This window comes from Microcoleus sp. w2-18bC1 (genome assembly GCF_036700365.1).
GTDB lineage: Bacteria > Cyanobacteriota > Cyanobacteriia > Cyanobacteriales > Microcoleaceae > Microcoleus.
In genome coordinates this window covers 139,031-164,042 of the sequence record NZ_JAUBOS010000003.1, presented here as the reverse complement: position 1 = coordinate 164,042, position 25,012 = coordinate 139,031, and the positions used below count along the sequence as shown (strand labels likewise).

The 25,012-nt window shown below is 45.6% G+C and carries 14 protein-coding genes and 1 pseudogene; 9 read left to right on the top strand and 6 right to left on the bottom strand.

Translation table 11 applies throughout. The features are described from left to right. Positions 1 to 21 precede the first annotated feature (21 nt). The 3 genes from QT979_RS03785 to QT979_RS03775 form a co-directional block, all read right to left on the bottom strand. Positions 22 to 1,356 carry a hypothetical protein gene (locus tag QT979_RS03785; protein WP_333308232.1) on the bottom strand — a complete coding sequence of 445 codons (1,335 nt, stop codon included), beginning with the start codon at positions 1,354 to 1,356 and terminating at the stop codon, positions 22 to 24. Between the two features lie 256 nt (positions 1,357 to 1,612). Further along, on the bottom strand, positions 1,613 to 2,275 hold the full coding sequence (locus QT979_RS03780; protein WP_333308230.1) for a (2Fe-2S) ferredoxin domain-containing protein: 663 nt from the start codon (positions 2,273 to 2,275) through the stop codon (positions 1,613 to 1,615). A 73-nt stretch (positions 2,276 to 2,348) separates the two neighbouring features. Next, positions 2,349 to 2,594, bottom strand: coding sequence for an Asr1405/Asl0597 family protein (locus tag QT979_RS03775; protein ID WP_333156175.1), 246 nt, complete (start codon positions 2,592 to 2,594; stop codon positions 2,349 to 2,351). A 355-nt stretch (positions 2,595 to 2,949) separates the two neighbouring features. Here QT979_RS03775 and QT979_RS03770 point away from each other — a divergent pair, with 355 nt between their 5' ends. Then, positions 2,950 to 3,492: a Dps family protein gene (locus QT979_RS03770; protein WP_333268352.1), complete on the top strand. Its 543-nt coding sequence runs from the start codon at positions 2,950 to 2,952 to the stop codon at positions 3,490 to 3,492. 129 nt (positions 3,493 to 3,621) lie between these two features. On the opposite strand, the gene chlP is transcribed toward QT979_RS03770, so the two are convergent. Further along, positions 3,622 to 4,842, bottom strand: a complete 1,221-nt coding sequence (gene chlP, locus QT979_RS03765; protein WP_172186475.1) for a geranylgeranyl reductase — start codon at positions 4,840 to 4,842, stop codon at positions 3,622 to 3,624. 222 nt (positions 4,843 to 5,064) lie between these two features. Between chlP and yidD the strand changes: the two are divergent. The 7 genes and pseudogenes from yidD to QT979_RS03730 form a co-directional block, all read left to right on the top strand. Next, positions 5,065 to 5,286: pseudogene (yidD, locus tag QT979_RS03760) on the top strand (membrane protein insertion efficiency factor YidD); the annotation flags it as partial. Between the two features lie 157 nt (positions 5,287 to 5,443). Further along, positions 5,444 to 5,656: a hypothetical protein gene (locus QT979_RS03755; RefSeq protein ID WP_333308292.1), complete on the top strand. Its 213-nt coding sequence runs from the start codon at positions 5,444 to 5,446 to the stop codon at positions 5,654 to 5,656. 124 nt (positions 5,657 to 5,780) lie between these two features. After that, entirely contained in the window at positions 5,781 to 6,173 is a 393-nt protein-coding gene (locus QT979_RS03750) for a hypothetical protein (RefSeq protein WP_333165791.1), read from the top strand. A 1,232-nt stretch (positions 6,174 to 7,405) separates the two neighbouring features. After that, positions 7,406 to 12,784: an AAA family ATPase gene (locus QT979_RS03745; protein ID WP_333308227.1), complete on the top strand. Its 5,379-nt coding sequence runs from the start codon at positions 7,406 to 7,408 to the stop codon at positions 12,782 to 12,784. 219 nt (positions 12,785 to 13,003) lie between these two features. After that, entirely contained in the window at positions 13,004 to 18,754 is a 5,751-nt protein-coding gene (locus tag QT979_RS03740; protein ID WP_333308225.1) for an AAA family ATPase, read from the top strand. A gap of 397 nt (positions 18,755 to 19,151) precedes the next feature. Continuing rightward, positions 19,152 to 20,045: an isoaspartyl peptidase/L-asparaginase family protein gene (locus QT979_RS03735; protein ID WP_333217071.1), complete on the top strand. Its 894-nt coding sequence runs from the start codon at positions 19,152 to 19,154 to the stop codon at positions 20,043 to 20,045. A 203-nt stretch (positions 20,046 to 20,248) separates the two neighbouring features. Then, positions 20,249 to 21,517 (top strand): carbamoylphosphate synthase large subunit, encoded by a 1,269-nt coding sequence (locus QT979_RS03730; protein ID WP_333308223.1) that lies wholly within the window; start codon positions 20,249 to 20,251, stop codon positions 21,515 to 21,517. Positions 21,518 to 21,561: 44 nt separating this feature from the next. Here the strand turns inward: QT979_RS03730 and QT979_RS03725 are convergent, their stop codons facing one another. After that, the gene (locus QT979_RS03725; protein WP_333308222.1) at positions 21,562 to 21,990 is read right to left on the bottom strand and encodes a universal stress protein; all 429 of its coding nucleotides are present in this window, start codon (positions 21,988 to 21,990) and stop codon (positions 21,562 to 21,564) included. 324 nt (positions 21,991 to 22,314) lie between these two features. Beyond that, the gene (hisD, locus tag QT979_RS03720; protein ID WP_333308220.1) at positions 22,315 to 23,628 is read right to left on the bottom strand and encodes a histidinol dehydrogenase; all 1,314 of its coding nucleotides are present in this window, start codon (positions 23,626 to 23,628) and stop codon (positions 22,315 to 22,317) included. 894 nt (positions 23,629 to 24,522) lie between these two features. Here hisD and rpsT point away from each other — a divergent pair. Beyond that, positions 24,523 to 24,822 (top strand): 30S ribosomal protein S20, encoded by a 300-nt coding sequence (rpsT, locus tag QT979_RS03715; protein WP_006632886.1) that lies wholly within the window; start codon positions 24,523 to 24,525, stop codon positions 24,820 to 24,822. Positions 24,823 to 25,012 lie beyond the last annotated feature (190 nt).

The window sequence follows — 25,012 nt, the reverse complement described above, 5'->3', positions numbered from 1 at the left end:
ACCGGAAATGATATCAGTTCGCTATCGAAAACTCGGCAATTCAATTTCAGCTAGCGATCGACGTTTTTTAGAAGCCCGCAGCGGACTGGCAATCAAACTCAGCCAGTCTGGTTGGGCGACTGCTGTAGGTTTTGCCACACTCGATCGCACTTCTTGAATGCCAAAGGTTTCAACAGAGTTCAAAATTTGAAAAGCCCTGGCCAATTCTTGGGCGTCCACTTTGGTAGCTGTTTCGGGTTCAGACTCAGCCATCGGCAGTTCAGGTTCCGCAACCGGTTCGGCCGAGTCAGTTGCCGGCTCATGAGGCTGGTAGGTTTCGGTCTCCTGTAATTGAATGGCGGATACTTGTGCTAATTTGTTGAGTTCTAGAGGGGCTGGGGATTCAGGCTCGATCGCCTCAACAGCAGCGGCTACCTCTGGAAGCTCTTCTGGTTCCGACCAAGGTTGGACAGGGGAAGCGTTGAAGGCTGGCGGCACCGGCATCTGAGAGCTTTTGACCGCCGCGAGCAAAGATTCTAATTGTGCGCTGGCGGTGTCCAGATTATTGTCAGGCGGCTCAATCCTCGGCGACTTTACCTGCGGCCTGTCCAAACTTCTTTCCAAGGCAGCTTTGAATTGCAGAGTGTGGCGCTGCTGGCGGTGCAAGCGGGCTCGCAATTCCCTGCAAATATTTTCTGTGGCTACTAACTGCTGTAACTGTTCGTTGTAGCGCTGCACAGTAGACGCACATTCTCGCTCAACAGTCGCTAGCCTGACTTGGCTGGTTGCCAACTGACTTCTTAAACTTTCGACTAAAATTTCTTGACTTTGGAGGGTTTGATGGGAAACTTCCACTTTGCCAAACAGCCGCGTCAATTGTTCTTGAGAATTTTCGAGTTCTGCAGTCCGCTGTTCTAGCAAAGTTTCGCGATTCTGCAAGGTTTTTTGGGACTCTTCCAAAGCTGTTTCTAGCTGGGCGATGCGCTGCAAAAGGTCGCGGTTGCATTCGTGCAGCGCTTGCATAAGGGTGACTGGGGTCGATCCTTTGCCCTTGGCCTGTTCGGCATTCCCAAGCATATTTTTTAGATTGTCTGAAATTGGGGGCGAGCCCGCCTCAGTTGGCTGTGTGGGAGATTGCGAATTTTTTGTTTCAGGTGTTGTGGGAATTGCATCTACGCTGATGGCGTTGGGAAAATCTACTGTTTGCCAGTCTTCATCTTCTGGCTGTTGGGGAACCGTTGCGGGAGTTTCTGTCGCATCGGGGGCGATCGGCTCAAAATCCCCAGTAGCAGCAAAATCTGACTGAAATGGTTCGGTATCGGATGGAACAGCAGGGTGCGGTTGGTGCTGATGGGCTCGAAGATCAGCTTCTGACATGGCTTTTTATCCCAATACTCACAGGGTCTCAGATACAGTCTATCCTTAGAGATTCTACAGAAGGAAGCCCCTAAGTGATAGTTTTGGCCTTTTTCCTATTTTTGCGGACAATAACCTCTGAATCGGGTGGCGCGATCGAACTACAACCCGAACTCAAATTAAGGCGTAAGATGGGCCTGTGAGTTTTTCGCCCAGAGTCCTATTAAAATAATTTTTCCCGATCTCTAACGCACTGTTTCGGTATCTCGGCGCTCGCCTAAGCTTTAACAACTGCACAATGTTTGTCAATGATTGCTGGAACTTCTGCCGGTGCAATGCGGCTGTAGCGAGTTTTGTCCGGCATCACAACTATATTTGGGCCCGCTTTACACTGTTTGAGACATCCGGTTCCCTGTACAGTCACTTTGTCTTCTAAACCGCGCGCATTCAAAGCATTTTCTAAAGCTTTACAGACTCCTCCAGCGCCCCGCTTCAGGCAGTCTGATTTTTGACATACTAATATTTTGGTTGGGGTTTTTGCCGGAGCTTTTACAGTTTTAGCTGCTGTGGGAGAGCTGACTTCGGTTTTAGCGATCGCGCGATCGTCGGATGTCAATACCGCAACAGGCCCATTGCTGGAGTCGAGCAGTTCGGGCGATCGGTCATTCTGACCCTGAGCCAGCTTGAGGCTACGAGCTTTAAGTTTTATTTTACCGTTTTTCAAATTGAGTTCTTTCTCACCTACAACTTGAACTCTCAACCCCGGTGTCAAAATAGGCGATAGAAATGCCCGCAATTCCTTGCAAAGTTTAACAAGATATTCTACTCCGCGATCGCTGCTAATTCGCAAATATTTAAGTTTGCAGCCATCTTCAATAATTAGGCCGAGGATTTCTCCCTCTAAACTGAATTCGGAAACTTGCTTGCCAGACTTATACATTGTTATAACTCCTTTAAATCCGTTACATCCGTTACATCTTCTACACTGCTCGTTGCCGAACTTCCTTCTACCTTTACCCGATTTGCCAGCAGCATTCCAGCCACTGCACGAGTTCGCATCGAGGGGCACTGACTTGCCTCAACACACTCATTAACTGAGCCGCTTGTTTAACAGTATTGACTTTTGCCCGCAAAGGTTGGTCAACCGCACACCAGCAGGGAATTTCTAGTTCTTGCAAGCGTTTGTAAACTTGCCACCTATCTAGCCAACTAACTTGCACAATGTCACAAACTTCTAATTCTGGATCTGCTGGATTCATTTTGTAACAACAGTAATAATTTGCATTAATTTTTACCCTGACTGGTAGCGGGTAGAAGTGAAAAGCCAGATTTCAGCAGAACATCAAAGATGATCAAAAGCCCTTCCTGAAAAATTATGCCTCTTGCCTTCTGCCTTCTGCCTTCAGAAGGTTCGCCCCACTTTCAGGAAGCGTTCAGAACGAGGATCTTGTTCAAGCATAACCTAACTGCTAATAATTCTCAATAGGTTTACAAAAAAAATTTCCTACTCTACAAAATCTTCCACTATCGAGGCAGACGCTGCTTGACGGGTAAATCTAGGGTGCTAGACTGACTCTATTGGCAACAAAACTGCCTATTGAGAGGAGAACACACATGGCCCAGACTCAGAGTGCATTGAGACCATTTGGCCACATAGCCGAAAACCCAGTTCTACTGGAACATTCAGTCACAGCACCGATTTGTGAAGGGATGAACGCGCTGCTGGCTAGTTTTCAGGCTCTATACCTGCAATATCAAAAACATCATTTTGTGGTGGAAGGGGCAGAATTTTACTCCTTGCACAAATTCTTTGAAGAAAGCTACGGAGAAGCTCAAGATAGCGTCCACGAGTTGGGCGAACGGTTAAACGGGTTGGGCGGCATACCAGCAGCGGGTTTTAGCAAGTTAGCCGAACTGTGCTGTTTCGAGCCGGAACCAGACGGCGTATATTCCTGCCGCCAAATGCTAGAACACGATTTGACGGCGGAACAAGCTATTATCGGTTTGCTGCGCCGTCAAGCAGGACAAGCAGAAAGTTTGGGCGATCGAGCTACCCGCTACCTCTACGAAAAAATCCTGCTAAAAACAGAAGAGCGGGCTTATCACATTTCCCACTTCCTCGCCCCCGATACCTTAGTGCAATTGAACTTGAACTAACAATTCTTCTTCTTCCTCTTCCTTCGCGCCCTTAGCGCCTTCGCGGTTCGTTATCTTAGATCAAAAAAAAAGCGAGCAGTTTTGTGACTGCTCGCTTTTTTATACAAAGTGCGTTTGAACCGCAGGGAATTAAGGCGCTAAAGCATTCCCACGCAACAAGCTACCAATGGTTTTGGCGGTAATCTTCATCTGGATGAAAGGATTAGCCGGTACCACGGTTTTATACAAGTAGCTATCGAATGTGAGCTTCTGCACATCGCGATCGGCACACATTTCCACAAAAGCTTCGCGAGTAGCGTCGGAACGGTAAAACACGCGCTGCAAAATGTCGAGAACTTTGTAAGTAATGCCGTAGGCTTTATCCCACCGCTTCAGGTAAATCTTAATTTCCTCTTCAGTCGGAATGCGCGCGCCTTTATTGGAAATCTCCACAATAGTTTCGGCGCACATCCGGCCAGACTTGGCGGCAAAATAGATACCTTCGCCGGAAGACTTGGTAACGTAACCTGCAGCATCGCCTACGAGAGCAACTCGGCCGACAACCCGGCGGGGACGCGGATGTTCCGGGATGGGGTGAGCTTCCACTTTAATAATCTCACCGCCCATCAGTTTTTTGGCAGCGCGGGCGCGGATGCCTGCTTGCAGCTTTTTGATACTGGCTTGATTGACTTTCATCGTGCCGGTGCCGACGGCTACGTGGTCGTATTTGGGGAACACCCAAGCGTAGAAGTCGGTAGATACGTCATCGCCGACGTACATTTCGGCTAAGTCGTGGTAGTAAGCCATTTTATCTTCCGGCAGGCGGATGCGTTCTTGGAAGGCGATCGCATAATTGTAATCACCAGCGTCGATCGCCTTTGCTACGCGGGAGTTAGCGCCGTCAGCCCCGATTACCAAATCCACCTTCAGAGTTTTCTGAATTCCCATGGCGCTGCCGTCGGAGTGGTCGGCATAGTGGAGAGTATAGGGGTCTGTATTGTTGCCGGGAATTTCTAATTTGTGAACGGTGCCGTTAATTAGTTTTGCACCCAAGGAAGCGGCGCGATCGCGCATGAAGCCGTCGAGCACTTCGCGGCGGCACATACCGATGTATTCGTGTGCGTTTTCAATATTGATGTCCACCTCGACGTTGGAGGGGGAGATCATTTTCATTTTTCTGACTTGGCGGTCAATAATACTTTGCGGCAAGTCAAATTCGCTGACCATGCACAGGGGAATCGCCCCACCGCAGGGTTTGGCGTTGTCTAATTTACGCTCGAATAGGTATGTTTCGATGCCTGCTTTTACCAATGTTTCGGCGGCGGAAGAACCCGCAGGGCCTGAACCTACTACTGCAACCCTTAGTGTCAAAGCTTTTCTCTCCAGTTTTTTTCTATAGGCATTACTCAGGTGTGATGGTATCACGGACTTGGGATGCGGTGGCGTGAAGCAGGGGAGATTTCAATGAAATGAAACAGAGCTTAACAGTTCGATACGAAAATAGCCATCGCGCGAGGGATGGGGCGCGGCGAATTGTTGAGCTGTTGGTTGTAGTTTTTAGCAGGAAGGAAATACCTAACGTATGAGAAACCAATGCAAACGCCTATCTTTGATGCAGCCCTCCGACAATTAGCTGTAGCTTCTATTAGCGGATACCAGAAACACATCTCGCCGATAAAAGGGTTTTCTTGCGCTCACCGAGTGCTGTACGGGGGGGAGTCTTGCTCGCAGTATATCAAGGGCGCGATCGCCAAATTGGGTTTATTTGGGGCGATCAAAGCATCGCGCCGCCGGTTTGCGGCTTGCAAACGCGCGAATCACATCTTGAAAGCCCGGTTTAGCAGTGAATCTGGCTGTGAAGACTCCAATTTCGAGGGTAACGATGAACCAAAATCCGATCGACCAAAATCTCAGGGGAAAACTCCTCGCAGAAGCTCTCAGGGTGAAAATTACTGTATTGAAGGCCTAGATTGTGGAATCTCGGAATGTATTTCGGGGCTCGATTGTAGTGGCGCGGATTGTTCGGGACTCGATTGTGGCAGCGCGGATTGTTCGGGGCTCGATTGTAGTGGCGCGGATTGTTCGGGGCTCGATTGTAGCGGCGCGGATTGTTGTGGACTCGATTGTGGCAGCGCGGATTGTGGCAGTTGTTTCTAGTTTTACTCCCCAACCGCTCTCCAAATAGGTAAATTTTTTTTACTAAATGTAGGGGAATTTTCAGAGGGTGCGATCGCGATTGTCGATCGAACTCGGTGCAATTACGTTACATTTAAGTTACGTTAAGCTCCTATATAAAATTTCAAATTGCTATGCTAGGTAATTTTCAACAAAGCAACCTGCGGATTGAGCTTGAAGCTTCCGAAACAGCGATTAGAGACAGCTTGTTGCGTCCAACTCAATTGCAGCAGTGGCTGTGGCCGCAGCAGTTGTCTAGCGGTTTGCCGGAAGAATTTGCTCAAGGTTTGACCTTTACAAGTTGGCTGGGCCCCGTGGCAGTTCAGCATCACGTTGATATTGTTGAGCACAATTGTCTGCGGCTGTTATTGAGTCAGGGAATTGACGGATTTCACGAGTGGTATTGGGGCGATGGTTGGGTGCAGTCTCGGTTGGAGGGAGTGTCGCTGCTGCCACTGAATTTGGGGCAAACGGCTAGTTTACTCCGGCTGCGGGAGTTTGTAGCCGGGAAGGGTAAGCGGAAGTAGATAAATCACCGAAAGCATCCAGGATACAAGCCCCCTGATTCATCCGTCCAGAAATAAAAAACCTGTATCCGATGAAACTTGCCCCCCGAATTTATCCGTGGGATCAATGCTTCAATTCTAAAATCTAAAATCTAAAATCTAAAATCGATTGACTCTCCAAAATCATCAGAACAAAGCCTGGTAGTTCTGCATAGCAACGAAAAATTCTTAATCCTTTTAGGGATAAAGAAGCGTTGTAATGATGAATAAAATACCACAAAGCTCCCACACGATTGGAGAGCTTTTTAGATTAGGAAAGACTCTTTCTTAGAACAATAGCGAGATATCTTGTACATCAGGGAGTTCTTGCATCTTTCGATATCAGAAGTTTTGCCCCTATCTTTCCCGACAGATTTGTGTCGCTGGCGAGGCAAAACTTTTTTAGATGCGACCAAAAAATCTGTATAATAGACGGCACATTGTCTGTAAACTCCTGGGAGGGAATCCCAAAAACCTTTAGCACCCATTTCAACTAGACTTCCTATATATAGTCATCCTCGCATCATTTGTGAATTTCTTACTCCCTCCCCTTAGTAAGGGGAGGGTTGGGGTGGGGTGAAAAACTTACGACTCATGTAGGATTGCTATAAACCCCTAGAATTTCTTTGGTTAAGGCATCAATCGCCAGCTATTTCCACTTCTTGTTACCCTTATTGCCTACAAACGACCACATTTCATCACCTTGGATCGTTAGCTTGCCTGGGTTTTTTGACTTTACTTGAACTTTCCGGGAGACTGATACTAATTGTTGAAAAACACATAGTATTGGAACCAGCGGGGGGACACCCTCGTGACTTTGACAATCGCGACTCAAGATATTTTTTCTAATAAAAGCCGATCGCTCATTTTTTTTGTTTCTTCTGAAATCGTTTGATGTCTCGGGTTTTAAACAAACTTCCTGTGACAATATATTCATTTAAAGTTTTGCTTAGCGCTGGGGGTGGGACAATTTTTAACGATGTTTGAATAACAGAAACGGTGACAATTCATGGAGTTGAGAATTAACAAGGCTTAGGTACGTCGCATGATAACTCCTTAACCTTACTATGCCAGACCACCTGAAAGCCACTTCGCTGCCGAAAAACTAAGAGTGTGTTATAAAAACATAATTTGTTCCTTTCTAAAGCGCTATTCTCGACACAACGAACCCGGTGTGTTTTGACTTCGCGTTAATTTTTACCAAAAAAATAAATATGCTGTCCATTCCAGGCATTGCCGTCCAGAAGCTGCTTTACGAAAGTGCTAACTCTCTGGTTTACCGGGCCCTTCGGGAAGCGGATCGCCAACCGCTCATCCTCAAACTGCTCAAAGAGAGCTACCCGACACCTCAAGAATTGCTACGCTACCGTACCGAATACCGCATCACCCGAGAGCTGAAAGAGGCGGGAGTCGTGCAAGTTTATGACTTGCAAAAATACCAAAACAGCCTCGTGATTTTTGTGGAGGACTTTGGCGGGGAATCGTTGAAAATATGGATGCAGCAGCGAAAGTTTAACCTCAAGGAGTTTCTGCAAATTGCGATCGCAGCCACTGAAATTTTAGGACAAATTCACAGCGCCAATATCATCCACAAAGATATTAACCCCTCAAATATTGTTTATAACCCGGAAACGGAACAGCTCAAAATAATCGACTTTGGTATTTCCACTCAGCTAACGCGAGAAATGCCAACCCTGAAAAATCCCAACATTTTAGAAGGAACCCTCGCTTACATCTCGCCGGAACAAACTGGTAGGATGAATCGCTCAATCGATTACCGCACTGACTTTTACTCCCTCGGTGTCACCTTCTACGAATTGCTGACAGGAAAACTCCCTTTTGAGACAGAAGACGCTTTAGAGCTAGTTCACTGCCACATTGCCAGACAACCAGTTCCACCGCACGAAATCAAGCCGGAAATTCCCCTAATTGTCTCTCAAATTGTCAGTAAATTGATGGCAAAAAATGCGGAAAATCGCTATCAAACTGCATTGGGACTCAAGCAGGATTTAGAAATGTGTCTCGTTCAACTACAAGAAACCGATAGCATAGAAGAATTTGACTTGGGAACGCTGGATCTTACAGACCATTTCCTGATACCCGAAAAGTTATACGGCAGAGAAACAGAAGTTGTTAATCTATTAGCTGCCTTTGAAAGAGTTCGTAATTCTAGTGCCGAAATGATGCTGGTGGCTGGCTTTTCTGGGATTGGTAAAACCGCAGTAGTGAACGAAGTCCACAAGCCGATCGCCAGACAGCGTGGCTATTTTATCAAAGGCAAATACGACCAATTTCAACGCAATATTCCCTTTAGTGCATTTGTGCAAGCATTTCGGGAATTAATGGGACAATTATTATCAGAAAGTGACGCTCAGTTACACAGATGGAAAACCATGATTCTCACCGCAGTAGGCGAGAGTGGGCAAGTCTTGATTGACGTAATTCCTGAATTAGAACACATCATTGGCGCTCAACCGGCTGCACTAGAATTGTCCGGGAGTGCGGCCCAAAATCGCTTCAATCTGCTGATGCAGAAATTTGTGCAAGTATTTACCCAAGCAGAACATCCCTTAGTGATATTTTTGGACGATTTGCAGTGGGCGGATTCGGCATCGCTGAAATTGCTACAACTGTTGATGGAGGATACCGGGCATCTGTTGGTATTGGGTGCTTATCGAGATAATGAGGTATCATCGGCTCATCCGTTTATGTTGACTGTAGATGAGATTGTGAAGTCGGGAGCCACTGTGAATACGATTACCCTGCAACCGTTGAGTTTAGCAGATCTCAATCAGTTGGTAGCAGATACGCTGATTTGCGATTTATCTTTAGCCGGGCCCTTGACAGAATTGGTTTATCAAAAAACCCAAGGAAATCCATTTTTCTCAACTCAATTCCTAAAAGCCTTGTATGAAGATGGTCAAATTATTTTTAACCCCCCTCAATCCCCCCTTACCAAGGGGGGATTGAGGGGCGTACAAGGGGGGTGGCAGTGCGATATTAATCAAGTTAAATTTGCCGACGCCTCTGATGTGGTGGAGTTTATGGCGGCGCAATTGCAGAAGTTGCCTGCACAAACTCAGGATGTTCTCAAACTTGCCGCGTGCATTGGGGCGCAGTTTGATTTAGAGACATTGGCAATAGTCAGCGAAGAATTACCAGAAGAAACGGAATCAGCGCTGTGGAAAGCCTTGCAAGAAGGACTCATTTTAGTGATTTCAGAAGGCTATAACTTCATTCAAGCAGATGCTCAATCCCCAAATCAGTCTGTTGCTAATCCCACTTATAAGTTCCTGCACGATCGCGTCCAGCAAGCGGCTTATTCATTGATTCCCGACGACCAAAAACAAGCCACTAATCTCAAAATAGGACAGTTACTGCTACAAAGTTCTTCCGAGATAGAAATAGAAGAAAAACTATTTGATATTGTGGGGCATTTAAATCAAGGAATTGAGTTAATTCATCAATTAAGTGAACGCTCAGCCTTAGCCCAACTCAACTTAGAAGCTGGACGTAAGGCTAGAAATTCTACCGCCTACGCTGCGGCAAATATCTATCTACAAACGGGAATTGAGCTACTGACAGTCAACTGCTGGCAAACTCAATATGAATTGACACTAAATCTATATGTTGCTGCTGCTGAAATTGCCTATTTGAATGGTGACTTTGATGGTATGGAACAGATGGCAGCACTGGTTTTGCAAGAAGCCCAAACAATTTTAGATCGAGTTAAAATTTACGAAATTAAAATTGCCGCTCAGACAGCCCAGAGCAAGGTGTTAGAAACGATCGCAGTAGCAAGAGAAGCACTCTTACAATTGGGGATTGAACTGCCTGCTGAACCTGATGAAGCCAAGATTGGCAAAGCGCTACAAGCCCTTGCGGCCCTCCTCGGCGACAGAAAGATTGAGGAATTGGTTGACCTAACTGTGATGACAAATCCACAGACTCAGGCAGCTATGCAACTGTCTGGTATGTTGTTTCCACCCATTTTCCAGGGAATGCCCGGTTTGCTGCCCCTGCTGAGCTCAACGATGGTGAGTTTATCGCTCTCCTTTGGGAATGCACCCGCATCGACGGTGGGTTATGCGATGCACGGGATGGTTTTCTGTGCCTTTTTCCAAGAGGTGGAAACGGGCTATGGCTTTGGGCAATTGGCACTTTCATTGCTGGATAGGTTGAATGTACCCGAATTCAAGTCCACAGTTCTACTTTTGTTTGGTGGCTGGATTCAGCATCGCCAAGAATCTCTTTTGGCAACGATACCGACGCTGAAAGAGGGCTATAGGTTTGGTATGGAAACCGGCGACTTTGTAGACGCTGGCTACAACATATATATTTGCTTTTATACTCATTTATTCGCTGGTGTAGAACTAGACACTTGGGAACCAGAAATAGCAAGTTATAGGGCGGTAATGGCGCAGTTGAAACAATATTCTGCGCGGGTTTATTTGGATATGATTCAGCAGACGGTGCAAAACTTGAGGGAAACCCATACTCGGCCGGATTTGTTAATAGGCTCTGCCTACGATGAAACGGTGATGATTCCTAAGCACTATCAGGATAATGAATTTACGGCGATCGCCTGTGCCTGCATCTTCAAACTGCTGCTTGCTTACTGCTATGGCAATTATACGGCTGCCCTAGACCACATTACCCAAGTCAAACAGTATTTGATGGGAGTATCTGGATCGGCTTTTGTTCCAATTTTTCATTTTTATGCAGCCCTAACGCATCTGGCACTTTTTCCCGCACAGCCAGCAATTGAGCAAACTGAAAATATTGCCTTAGTAGAAACCCATCAAAGCACGCTGCAACAGTGGGCGCAAAATGCTCCGATGAATTATCTGCATAAATGGTATTTAGTGGAAGCAGAACGACAAGGAGTTTTAGGCAATAAAGCCGAGGCGATTGAAATGTACGATCGCGCCATTTCTGGAGCCCAAGAAAACAAATATGTTAATGACGAAGCTCTGGCAAATGAACTAGCCGCCAAATTCTACTGGGAATGGGGTAAAATAAAAGTTGCTCAAGCCTACATATTTGAGGCGTATTATTGTTATGTTGAATGGGGAGCCACTGCTAAGGTAACGGATTTAGAAACGCGATATCCCCAATTATTCGCGGTAACTCAACCGGGAAGAAAAAACACTCAAACTACCGTAGCAATGACAACGACTGGTTCGGGGAATCACCTAGATATCACCGCAGTCATGAAGGCTTCTCAGGCAATTTCTGGAGAAATTCTGCTAGATAAGCTACTGTCTAGCTTGATGAAAATTTTGATGGAAAATGCAGGGGCGCAACGAGGCTATCTGATTTTGTTAAGCCAGGGACAACTGTTCATTGAAGCTGAAGGAACCATCAATGACGAACTCGTTACCGTGTTGCAGTCAATCCCCGTTGCAACCTGTCAAGAACTTTCCTCCGCAATTGTCAATTATGTGAGTCGCACTCAAGAAAGCGTGGTACTAGATGATGCTGCGAGATCGGGACAATTTACCAACGACGCCCACATCCGAAAGCATCAGCCAAAATCAATTTTATGTGTACCGTTGATTAACCAATCTCAAATCATTAGTATTGTTTACCTAGAAAATAATCTGACAGCCGGAGCTTTTACCCCAGAAAGAGTGGAACTATTAAAAGTGTTATCTGGACAAGCAGCTATCTCGATTCAAAATTCTAAGCTTTATACAGAAGTTCGCAAAAATGAAAGCAGGCTGGCTCAACTAAACAAAGCTTATGAGCGATTTATTCCCCATCAATTCCTCCAGTTTTTAGAGAAATCAAGCATCATTGATGTGGAACTGGGCGACCAAGTGCAGTTAGAAATGTCGGTATTATTTTCCGACATTCGCGACTTCACCACGCTTTCGGAAACTATGACACCGGAGGATAATTTCAAATTTATCAATTCTTATCTTTCTCGCATGGAACCAGTCATTAATGAAAATCACGGGTTTATCGATAAATATATTGGCGATGCGATTATGGCGCTGTTTAGCGGTGAGGCGGATAATGCGGTGAAAGCGGGAATTGCTATGCTGCACCGTCTCGTTGAATACAATGAATACTGCGCTAACGCTGGCTGTGCGCCGATTCAGATTGGGATTGGGATTAATACGGGTTCTTTGATGCTGGGAACTGTGGGAGGACCAAATCGCATGGACGGGACAGTCATCAGCGATGCGGTGAATTTAGCTTCTCGCGTAGAAAGTTTGACGAAAAATTATGGGGTGGCGCTATTAATTACCCAGCCAACTTATACGCGCCTGAAAAATCCATCCCAGTACGCAATCCGCACTCTCGATACGGTAAAAGTTAAGGGAAAATCCGAAGCTGTGACGATTTATGAAGTGTTTGATGCAGATCCACCAGAAATTAAACAGGCCAAGTTAGCTACGCTGGAATTGTTTGCAGAAGCTAGGGCACTTTATTCGGGAGGGAAGTTATTTGAAGCGGCGCGGCTTTTTGAAGAGTGTTGGCGTCAGAATCCGGGCGATCGCGTTGCTAAAATGTACTGGGAACGCTGTGAGTCTGCATTGTTGACTCGCACAAAAATCAAAGACAGGCTACACAATTTACATTAAGCAATTGCTATACCTGAAAATCACAGCAAAAGTGCGATCGACTGTTGGTGCACCATACAAATTAGGCGATCGCGATCGGGGCTAGCACAAAGTATTTGCAGGCTGTCACCCCAAAAACTCAACATTTGTTACAAAAAAAAATTACCTTTATAACGTGCTATTCTATAAATCAAGCTGGTGCGTTTTGACTTCGCGTTAATTTTTAGCAAAAAAATCAATATGCTCTCGATTCCAGGCGTTACCGTTGTGAAACTTCTCTATGAAAGCGCCAACTCTCTAGTTTACCGGGCGATTCGGGAAGCGGATCGCCAGCCGATGATCCTCAAACTGCTCAAAGAAAGCTACCCCACACCTCAAGAATTGCTGCGCTACCGCACCGAATACCGCATCACCCGAGAGCTGAAAGAGGTGGGAGTCGTGCGAGTCTATGACTTGCAAAAATACCAAAACAGTCTCGTGATGTTTGTAGAGGACTTTGGCGGCGAATCCTTGAAAATATGGATGCAGCAGCGCTCGTTTACTCTGGAGGAATTTTTGCTCTTGGCGATCGCCACTACTGAAACTTTAGGGCAAATTCACCGCGCCAACATCATCCACAAAGATATTAACCCTTCTAATATTGTTTACAACCCGGAAACGGAACAATTAAAAATTATTGATTTTGGTATTTCCACGCAGCTAACGCGCGAAAATCCGGTACTGAAAACGCCTGGAGTTCTGGAAGGTACGCTGGCCTATATTTCGCCTGAACAAACGGGTAGGATGAATCGCGCTCTCGACTATCGCACTGATTTTTATTCGCTCGGCGTCACTTTTTACGAACTGCTGACGGCAAAACTGCCATTCGAGACATCGGACGCTTTAGAGTTACTTCACTGCCATATTGCAAAGGTGCCAGTGCCCCCCTGCGAAGTCAATTCAGAAATCCCTAAAGCCGTCTCAGATATTGTGATGAAACTCTTAGCAAAAACGGCGGAGGAGCGATACCAAAGCGGCAGGGGAATTCAAGCGGACTTAGAAGCTTGCTTGAAGCAATTGCAACACATCGGCAGCATCGAGCCTTTCCCATTAGCCAATCAGGATATTTCCGATAAATTTCAACTGCCGCAGAAACTTTACGGCAGAGAGCGAGAAATTGAAACTTTACTCAGAGCCTTCGAGCGTGCGAGTGCGGATAAAAGCGAATTAATGCTGGTGGCAGGTTATTCGGGAATCGGGAAGTCAGCATTAGTGCAAGAACTCTACAAACCCATCACCCAAAAGCGCGGCTATTTTATTTCGGGTAAATTTGACCAGTACCAGCGCAACATTCCCTACAGCGCCATCATTACGGCTTTTCGAGAATTAGTGAAGCAACTTTTAAGCGAACCTGAAGCGCAACTGAACCAGTGGCGGAAGAAACTTCAATCTGCTTTGGGAAGTAATGGTCAAGTGATTTTCGAGGTAATTCCTGAAGTAGAGTTGATAATTGGCAAACAGCCTGCCGTGCCTGAACTCGGTTCCAATGAGTCCCAGAATCGCTTTTATTTAGTATTTCAGAACTTCATCAAAGTCTTTACTAAACCAGAACATCCTTTAGCAATATTTATTGATGATTTACAGTGGGCAGATGGCGCCTCTCTGAAACTAATTAAATTACTGATGAGTTTTTCATCACCCGGCCTGTTTTTAATTGGTGCGTATCGGGATAACGAGGTAAACTCCGGGCATTTGTCAATGTTAACACTAGATGAGATTGCCAAAACCGGAGCAATTATTAATCGCATTTTCCTCTCGCCTTTGGCATTATCTACAGTCACTCAAATTATTTCAGAAACTCTCAAATCTTCTCAAGAAAAAGCCAACTCTATTGCCGAGTTAGTGCATTTAAAAACCGGAGGAAATCCCTTTTTTATGAATGAGTTTTTGAAATCACTTTATACAGAAGGGCTCTTAGAGTTTAACTTTCAGACCTTAGAGTGGCAGTGGGTAGTAGCTCAAATTCAAGCAAGGGATTTTACTGATAACGTAGTCGAACTGATGGCAACCAAAATTCAAAAGCTGCCAAAAAATACGCAACTGAGGTTACAGGTAGCAGCCTGTATCGGCAATCACTTTGACCTATCTACCTTATCTATTACCAGTGAAAAAAGCCTTACAGATACAATTAATGATTTGCAACCTGCGGTTGCTGAAAACTTTGTTGTTCATTTTGGTAGTATGGGCGATTTGGTATTAGCTGTGAATGGGAAATTATCCAATTCCCAGTCCCTAGAGTACAAATTTGTTCACGACAGAATACACCAAGCTGCTTATTCTCTAATTTCCGAAGCCGACAAAGCAAATATTCACCAGCAAATTGGAAAATTATTGCTGCAAAATACTTCTGCCGACAAGCGAGAAGAGAAAATATTTGACATTGTCAATCAACTGAATTTAGGGGTAGGGGCAACCACAGAAGGATTGCCCCTACTGACTTCTCAAGAAGAAAGAGATGAACTAGCTCAGTTAAATCTTATGGCTGCTCAGAAAGCAAAAGCATCCATTGCATATCAATCTGCGTTGAATTATTTGCAAGTAGGGATAGATCTGTTAGCAGCCAATAGCTGGAAACAGCAGTATTCTCTCATCCTCTCACTGTATGAAGAAGCAGCCGAAGTTGCCTATTTGCTTGCCGATTTTGTTTTGATGAATAAATTTGCTCAAACATTACTCTCACAAGCCAAAACAGTGCTAGATCAAGTGAAAGTGTATGAGATAAAAATTCTGGCATCTAATGTTCAGGGCAATTTGCATGAGGCGATCCTGCTTTCGAGGGAAGTGCTGAAAATGTTGGGGGTGGAGTTGCCAAAACAACCTAACTCATTCCATATTGTATGGCAGCTAATGCGAACCCAGATGAGAATAGGTAACAAAGAGATTGCTAGCTTAGTTAAGCTGCCAGTTATGACAGATCCTTACCATATTGCTGCAATGCGTATCTTGGCTAAAATTGCACCTGCCGCTTACTCCGCTAAACCTATGTTGTTTCTCCTGATTGTTTTCCAAATGGTTAACCTATCTTTGAAAGGGGGGAATTCTACTGAATCGGCTTTTGCTTATAGTAATTATGGGATAGTGCTTTGTGGCGTCATTGGAAATATTGAAAAGGGCTTTCAATTTGGTCAACTGGCGCTTGATTTACTGTACAAATTGAATATTATAGAAGCAAAAGCAAAGACGGAGTTTGTAGTTAATAATTTTATAAAGCATTGGAGAGAACCGGTCAAGAAAATTTTAAAATTACAGCTTGAAAATTATCAAGTTGGGATGGAAACGGGAGACTTGGAATTTGCTGCCTATTCAGTTCAAATGCACTGCCACTATGCTTTTCTGAGTGGCGTAGAATTAAGGGAACTGGATTCAAAGATAGCAAATTATACTGATCTCATCCGTCGAATGGGGCAAGAAAGAATCATTGAGGGGCAGAATCTATATCATCAAGCAGTTCTGAACTTGCGCGATCTAGCAGAAAATACTACTTCTCTAAAGGGAAAATTTTATGATGAACAGGTAATGCTGCCGCTCTTAATAAAGCGAAGCGATCGGTATGCTATTTGCAATCACTATTTAAACAAATTGATACTTTGTTACTTATTTGGCGAAGAAAAAAAAGCCGTAATTGCTGCCAAAGCAGCAGAACAATATATCGAGAGTGTTACAGGGTCTCTGGTAATTAGTTATTTCTATTTTTATGATTCTTTAGTACGTCTTGCTATAGCAAAAAATACTGCTTATTTCCAGCAAAAACGCCACCTCCGCAAAGTGCAAGCCAACCAGAGAAAGATGCGGAAATGGGCGCGTCATGCACCAGCAAATAATTTGCATAAGTTTTATCTGGTCGAGGCAGAACTTTATCGGGTTTGTGGCAAAGATCCACGAGCAATGGATTATTATGACAAAGCAATTGCCCTTGCCAAAGACAACGAATACATCCATGAATCTGCCCTCGCCTACGAACTAGCAGCCAAGTTTTATTTATCCAAAGGCCAAGAACTGACAGCCAGAGCCTATATGCAAGAATCACGTTACTGCTATCAACTCTGGGGTGCGGCGGCAAAGGTCAAAGATTTAGAAAAGCGCTATCCCCACCTATTCACGCCCAGTCAATCAATTATTAAAGATACCCAAACTACAACAACTGGCTCAGGCTCAAATTTAGATATTGCCACAGTAATGAAGGCGTCTCAGGCAATTTCTGGCGAAATTCAGCTAGATAAGCTACTGTCTAGCTTGATGAAAATTTTGATGGAAAATGCGGGGGCACAAAAAGGTTATCTGATTTTGTCAAGCTGCGAAAAGCTATTAATTGAAGCTGAAGGGAAAATTGATGACGCTCGCGTTACCCTGTTGCAGTCAATCCCCGTTGAAAGCTGTCAAGAACTTTCCAAAGCGATTGTCAATTATGTGGCCCGCACTCAAGAAAGCGTAGTACTGGATGACGCTGTTCGAGAGGGAAAATTTACCAAGGACTCGTACATCCAAAAAAATCAGCCCAAATCAATTCTCTGCGTGCCGCTAATTAACCAAGCTCAAATCGTCAGTATTGTTTACCTAGAAAACAATCTGACAGCCGGAGCTTTTACCCCAGAAAGAGTGGAACTATTAAAAGTGTTATCGGGACAAGCGGCGATCTCGATTCAAAATTCTAAACTTTATACAGAAGTCCGCGAAAGTGAGAGCAGGCTCACTCAATTTTTAGAAGCAATTCCAGTAGGGCTGACAGTGCTGGATGCTTCGGGCAAACCTTACTATAGTAATCGCGCTGCTATCCAATTATTAGGTAAAGGAGTTATTCCTGAAGTCACCAGCGAGCAAATACCCGAGGTTTATCAAATCTATCAAGCGGGAACAGAGCAGGAATATCCCTCTGTACAATTGCCCACTACGCGGGCGTTGAGTGGCGAAAGTGCCACTGTAGATGATATGGAAATCCACCAAGGCGACAAGATTATTCCGATCGAGGCTTGGGGTACTCCCATCTATGATGAAAAGGACAACATTTCTTATGCAATTGTAGCCTTTCAAGATATCACGGAGCGTAAAAAAGCAGACACTGAGCGAATCAGATTTACCGCTGAACTGTTTCTACTCAACAAAGCTTACGAGCGCTTTGTTCCCAATCAATTCCTCCAGTTTTTAGATAAATCAAGCATTATTGATGTGGAATTGGGCGATCAAGTGCAGTTAGAAATGTCGGTGTTGTTTTCCGACATTCGCGACTTCACCACGCTTTCGGAAACTATGACGCCGAAGGATAATTTCCGATTTATTAATTCCTATCTTTCTCGCATGGAACCCGTTATTAATGAAAATAACGGGTTTATTGATAAATATATTGGCGATGCGATTATGGCGCTGTTTAGCGGCGAGGCGAATAATGCGGTGAAAGCCGGAATTGCTATGCTGCACTGTCTGGTTGAATACAATCAAAATCGCGCTAATTTTGGCTGTGCGCCGATTCAGATTGGGATTGGCATCAATACTGGAACTTTGATGCTGGGAACGGTGGGCGGTCAAAATCGCATGGACGGGACGGTAATCAGCGATGCGGTGAATTTAGCTTCTCGCGTGGAAAGTTTGACGAAAAATTATGGGGTGTCGCTATTAATCACCCAGGAAACTTACTCGCGTTTACAAAATCCCTCCCAGTACGCAATCCGCACCCTCGATACGGTAAAAGTCAAGGGAAAATCTGAAGCGGTGACGGTTTATGAGGTGTTTGATGCCGATCCGCCAGAAATCAAAGCGGGCAAGTTAGCTACGCTGGAATTGTTTGCAGAAGCTAGGGCAAATTACTTGCAAGGGAAGTTAGCTGAGGCGGTCCGGCTGTTTGCCGAGTGTTGGCGTCAGAATCAGGGCGATGCCGTCGCTAAAATTTATTGGGAACGCTGTCAGTCTACTTTAAGAAATCGCACAAAAATCAAAGATCTGCCACCCAATTTAGATTAATGATAATAGTCCAAAGCTCGATCGCTACATTGTTGGAGGGGGATCTCATTTTCATTGTCTCATTCTTCACGTTTACCAATTTTGCCTATTAAGGTGTAGTGCATCGCCTTAAATTTTACCCCCTCTTTACTCCCTAAATATTTTAATTTACTTAACTAACTCGAAGCCAAATTGCCTCACACTATTGACATAACTTTGGTCAGATATCTATTAATAATTCGTAAATACCTAGCTCTGAAGGAACACCAAACTCGACAAAAATAATTATCTCTGAAGATAGAAGAACCCCAAATTAAACACCGCTAATCTATAAAACTATGAGGGAGAAAAAACTACTTAAAAATTGATTAATCTAATGAATTTTTAAGTATAGCTTAAGATTAAAAAAAGGAAATTTATGGTACTAAGCATTATTGTTCACGGTGGAGCAAAAACCATCTCAGAAGAGAAGGTTGCAGCCAACAATGCAGGCTGTACCGCAGCAGCAGAAGCGGGTTGGGCAGTGCTCGCAAGCGGGGGTTCCGCAGCAGAAGCAGTTGAGGCAGCTATCCGGGTTCTGGAAGCTGACCAGACATTTAACGCAGGCTTTGGATCGGTTCTCAACAACCAGGGAGAAGTAGAGCTAGACGCAGCGATCATGGAAGGCGGTTCATTAGCTTGGGGAGCCCTCGCAAATGTTCAAGGGGTGCGCCATCCCATCTCCGTGGCGCGAAAGATTATGGATAAAAAACCCATGTTCTTAGTAGCGGATCACGCAGAAGATTTTGCGGCAGAAATTGGAGCCGAGATGTGTACAAAAGAAGACTTAATCGCGGATGAGCAACAGGAAGAGTGGGAGGAGGAAAAAGAAGTTATTGACCGCCCTAATACCGTTGGTTGTGTAGCTTTGGATAGTAGTGGCACCTTAGTTGCCGGTACCTCAACAGGCGGCACTATGAATAAGCCCGCCGGTCGCGTCGGCGACAGCGCCATTATCGGCTCAGGCTTGTTTGCTGAAAATGAACAGGGCGGTTGCTCGACCACAGGCGATGGTGAGTCGATTATGCCAGTAGTTTTGGCTAAGGTTGCGATCGACATTCTCGCATCCGGCAAGCACCCAGACGATGCAGCGCAGATGGCTATTGAGACTCTGGCATCTAAGGTGGCAGGAGAAGCTGGGTGTATCCTCATAGACCCTCAAGGGCGGGTTGGCTGGGCGCATAACTCAACCGACATGGCTTGTGCTTATAGAACCGAAGAAATGGACAAGGTGGCTGTGTTCACTAAGAAAAAACAACTCGTCCATCATTGAAATTATTGAGGCTGCATTCTCTCTAGTTGGAGAGACTTAAAATTCCGCAACTAATATCTTGTTTCCTAGGTATTAAGTAGCTGGACATCAATAAACATTTTTTCAATTTGTAGGGCGGGCCTTGCCCACCCTACTTTTAATTATGTCGAGCTACTTAGTGGCCGAGAAAACAGTTCAATTCAAACTCGACTTGAAGGTTTCTTATGAACTCCACATACGATTTTCCTTACTTTCAGGGTAATTCTCTTTCCGATTTGTTTGCTTCCGATATCACAGATGCACGTTATGCCTTCATCCTAAATTACCCTGCAACTGCCAGTTGGGCTGCTTACCCCAACAGGGAAAAATACTTTATTCAAGACGGCAGCAGTGAAGCCACCAAAACTTCTTTCGACAAGATTGGCCAGAAGGAACCTTGGAAAAATCTCGCTGTGTTAGGCGAGGCCATCCCAGGGATTGTGATTAATGAGCCGCCAAACTCGCTGATGGACTATTGGCGGGAGCATTTTGGCTTCAGCTACCGCAGTATGGAGATGATAGACTGCTCAACTTATCTTGATGATCTCAGCAGCAGCGATCGCTTTGACAAACTCCTGACTCTATTTCCCTTCGACAATCTCAAACCCGAAAAACACGCCGTCCATCCCGACATCCACTACCACTTGCTCAGCAAAGCAACGCTAGCAGAATTAGGGGTGCAATGTCCGAAATACCAAAGCTACAATCTGCACGAAGTCAATCTCGAAAGCATTCAGTTACCAGAGCAATTCCCCTACTTGATTAAAACATCCCACGGACTTTCTGGAGAAGGCACTTATATTATCAAAAGCGCCAGCGATCTGAACTACTGCTTGCAGGAAGTGAGGAAATATCTCGATATTAAGTTGGTGGATACGATTATTGTCTCGGAATTCGTCAAGAATGAAGTGCAAAACTATTGCGTGCAGTTCTATGTAAGCAAAACGGGAGATATCACGCTTATCGGCACTACCAGTCAACTTGTCACCCCAGAGGGCAGCTATTTAGGGGGACTGATTCACTACCGCGAAACCGACATGAGTAGGTTTTTTGAGATGATTGCCGCTATTGGTAAATATGCTCACCAACAGGGTTATTTCGGAGTTATTGGCTTCGACGTGCTGGAAGACTCTGAGGGACAACTGTATGCCATTGATGCCAATTTCCGAGTTAATGGCTCGACTCCGCTTTGCGTGCAGCGCCATACCTTACTGGGGCTGGGAAAGGAGGTGGCTAAATATTCCAGTAACTGCCGAATGGATGGGACTTTGGAATCCATTCTTGTCACGCTGAAACCAGAACTCGATCGCAAGGACTTGATAATCTTGTCAGCTTTAGAGAAGGTTAAATACGGAAAAATCTACACGGAAATTTACGGGATAGTTGCGGGTGAGGATATGAAGGATATGCAGCATATCGAGCAGAATTTGCACAGTAAGGGATTGCAGCAATAGGGTTAATATTTACAGCTATTGCAGCGGTTATGCGGTTTTCCCGCTCATCTGGCGCGCACCACCAACACCGAACAAGGAGCCTCAGCCACAACCTCCGCACTCACCGAACCCTCCAAAATCCGCTTTAAACCAGTCAAACCCCGACAGCCGATCGCAATTAAATCCGCCTTATAAATATGAGCCAAACGCAAAATTTCCGGCGCTGGCTCCCCCGAAACAATCTCCAATTCGCTCTGGCAACGCAACTTTTCCTGATAAGATTGCAGCAACTTCTCCACCTCTCGGTAAGCAATCTCATCTCCCTGAGCGTGAGGTCGATCGACAACCGCGTCAAAATCCGACGTACCAGAACTCACAACATGAACTAGAATCACCTTTGCCGTCGGTTCTAGCTGAAATTGTCCTACAACTTGCAGTACCTGAGTCGCTAACTCTGAATTGTCGATCGCTACCAAAACAGTATTCAATACCATGCACCTTTAAATCTCAGATATTTAGACTTTAAATTTTTCGTTGATTGTCGCCTACTTTCGACAATTTCGCGCTCCCCACCAACATCATTATTACCTACCCCGAAACCCGGCTTCTTAACATAATTGCGTCATTTAAGCAAGATACTGGAAGAAACCGGGTTTCTTAAGCCCGCAGTGCGTAAGTAGGTAGGTGCAAATAAACTGGGCCACTTGTCACAGAATGTAAAGCTACCATAATCGCAAGAGAATTGCTTCCTTTCACTGCATTTCACTCGCTTTTTACTACCTATGTATTTTGCCGATCGCCAATCTCCTATCTACCATCTAAAACTCACCCTCTCCCTCCTTTTCAGTCCGCAGCCGCACCGAATCAGCGTGAGAAGGAAGCCCCTCTGCTTGGGCCAAAACATTAATCGCTTTACCCACCTTCTTAAGTGCAGCAGGCGAATATTGAATCAAACTCGAATGCTTCATAAAAGTTTCGACACCCAGCGGCGACGCATAGCGCGGAGCACCAGAAGTCGGCAAAGTGTGATTCGGGCCAGCCAAATAATCACCTACAGCTTCCGGCGTCGAGCAGCCCAAGAAAATCGCCCCAGCGTGGCGAATTTGGTCGAGCAAAGCCCAGGGATCTGCCACTTGCAATTCCAAGTGTTCGGGCGCAAACTCGTTAGATAGTTCCGCCGCTGCTTTGAGCGAGTCAACTACCACGACTAAACCATAGTTGGCGATCGCCTTTTCTGTTAAAGTTCGGCGCGGATGATTTGCCAACTGTCTGTCTACCTCAGCCACCACCTTCCTAGCCAGCACCGAATCCGCCGTCAGCAAAATTGCCGACGCCATCGAATCGTGCTCAGCTTGAGCCAACATATCCGCAGCCACGTGCACAGGATTCGCCGAACCATCAGCAATAATCAGCACTTCCGACGGGCCAGCCAGAGAATCGATCCCCACAGTCCCGTAAACCAGTTTTTTAGCCAGGGTGACGTAAATATTCCCCGGCCCAGTAATTAAATCCACCTTCGGAATAGTTTCCGTACCGTAGGCTAAAGCCGCGATCGCCTGCGCCCCGCCTACTCGATAAATCTCATCAACTCCCGCTTCCTGAGCCGCTACCAGCACCGCAGGATTCATTTTCTTCTCCTGTCCGGGGGGAGTACACATCACCAGTCTCGGCACCTTGGCGACCTTCGCAGGAACCGCATTCATGATCACCGAGCTTGGATAGGAAGCCTGACCCCCAGGAATGTAGATTCCCGCTCGATCGACCGGCGTGTAGCGCTTGCCCAAAACAATCTCGTCATCACCAAACTGCACCCAAGACTTGGGTACGCGCTGTCGGTGAAACGCCTCTACCTGTTTGCAAGCCAGCCGGATGGCATTTAATAATTCTTTCGACACCTGCTGGTAAGCAGCGTCCAATTCGGCGCCTGTCACCCGTAAATCTTCCACATTTAGGGTCATGCGGTCAAATTCAGCAGTGTAGTGCAGCACAGCCTGATCGCCTCTGCGCCTTACAGCTTGCAGCACCTCCCGCACGGTGGCTTCTTTGTGAACGACAAGTTCGTCATGGGTGCGATCGCAGATCCGTCGCAGTTCAGCTTGTGCCTCAACCCACTGAGTAATGATTCGCAGCATGGAGATTAGGAATGCCGTCTATAACTTCACTAACATTTGCTTGACAATTGGGGATTTTTGTGGGGGTTCTCCTAGAGAAGTAGGCCACCACCAGTCCACAAGCTTAAACCGCGATAGTCGCGGCATTTTCAAAGGCTTCAGTGCAGCGTTTAAATCTCTGTCGAGGATTTTGCAACACTGAGGACAAGTCACAACCTTCTCTCTTGAATTGCCCGCCAGAGAACCGATTGCGGAGGGAGAGGGTGGGAACGCAGAGGGGGAGTGTGTCCGACCCCGATATGATCCGAGAGGGAGAGTGTTCGAGCGGGAGAATTTTGATTCTGCCTTCTACCTTCTACCTTCAGATCCGGCTGTCTTCTACCTTCTACCTTCTACCTTCAGCTTTTTACCTTCTACCTTCGGTAAGTGCTTCTTGCCGAAGCCCAAATAACCCGTATTCTTTGTTATAGCTTAACTTGGATTTTTCAGAGAATTGGATTTTAAGCAAAATAGGTGCTATATTAGTTTTTCCAACACCTGATAATTTTTTTATAAAAAAACGCCAAATTATTGTATACTTGAAAATTGCGCGCAAGAAACCGTGACTTTAACTCGTGACGGTGGAAACACCGCAAAACGCCTCCGTAACACCCGTGTCATACCTGTGGGTATTGTCAGGGGTAAAAAACAGGCAGTTAAATGAGTCAATAAAAAATTATTGCGCGGGCGTCGCCAAAAAGTAGCCACAGACTCAGCTCAATCTGAGCGAATCGAGAGTGGCTGTCTCACTCCGCTCTTAAAAATCAAGCTTTTTGCGGATCGATCCCGAAAAGGTTGTCCTTCAAAATCCCCGTGTCTTGAGACTGTCTTGAGACTAGGGTGTATCAATGAATACCTACTTCCAGCAACTGAACTATGGCAAATATTAAGTCCGCCGTCAAACGAGTCAAAATCGCCGAACGTAACCGCTTGTACAACAAATCTTACAAGTCAGCGGTCAAAACTTTGATGAAGAAATATTTCGCTGCCGTAGACAAGTACGCCGCAGCTCCGAGCCCGGAATTAATGCAAGAAGTTCAGCAGCGCATGTCTGAGGCCTACAGCAAAATTGACAAAGCTGTCAAAAAAGGTGTACTCCACCGCAACAACGGCGCTCGCAAAAAGTCCCGCTTGGCAAGAACCCTCAAGCCGCACGAAGTATCGGTAGCATCTTAAGGAAGCAGAAAGTTCGGCAACGAAGCAGTGTACAAGATTGAAGGGATGGATGTTGAGGGAAGAAGTCAATCGATTTTCGATTTTCGATTTTCGATTTTCGATTGAAGCATTGACCCCACGGATAAATTCGGGGGGCAAGTTTCATCGGATACAGGTTTTTTATTTCTGGACGGATGAATCACGTGGCGGG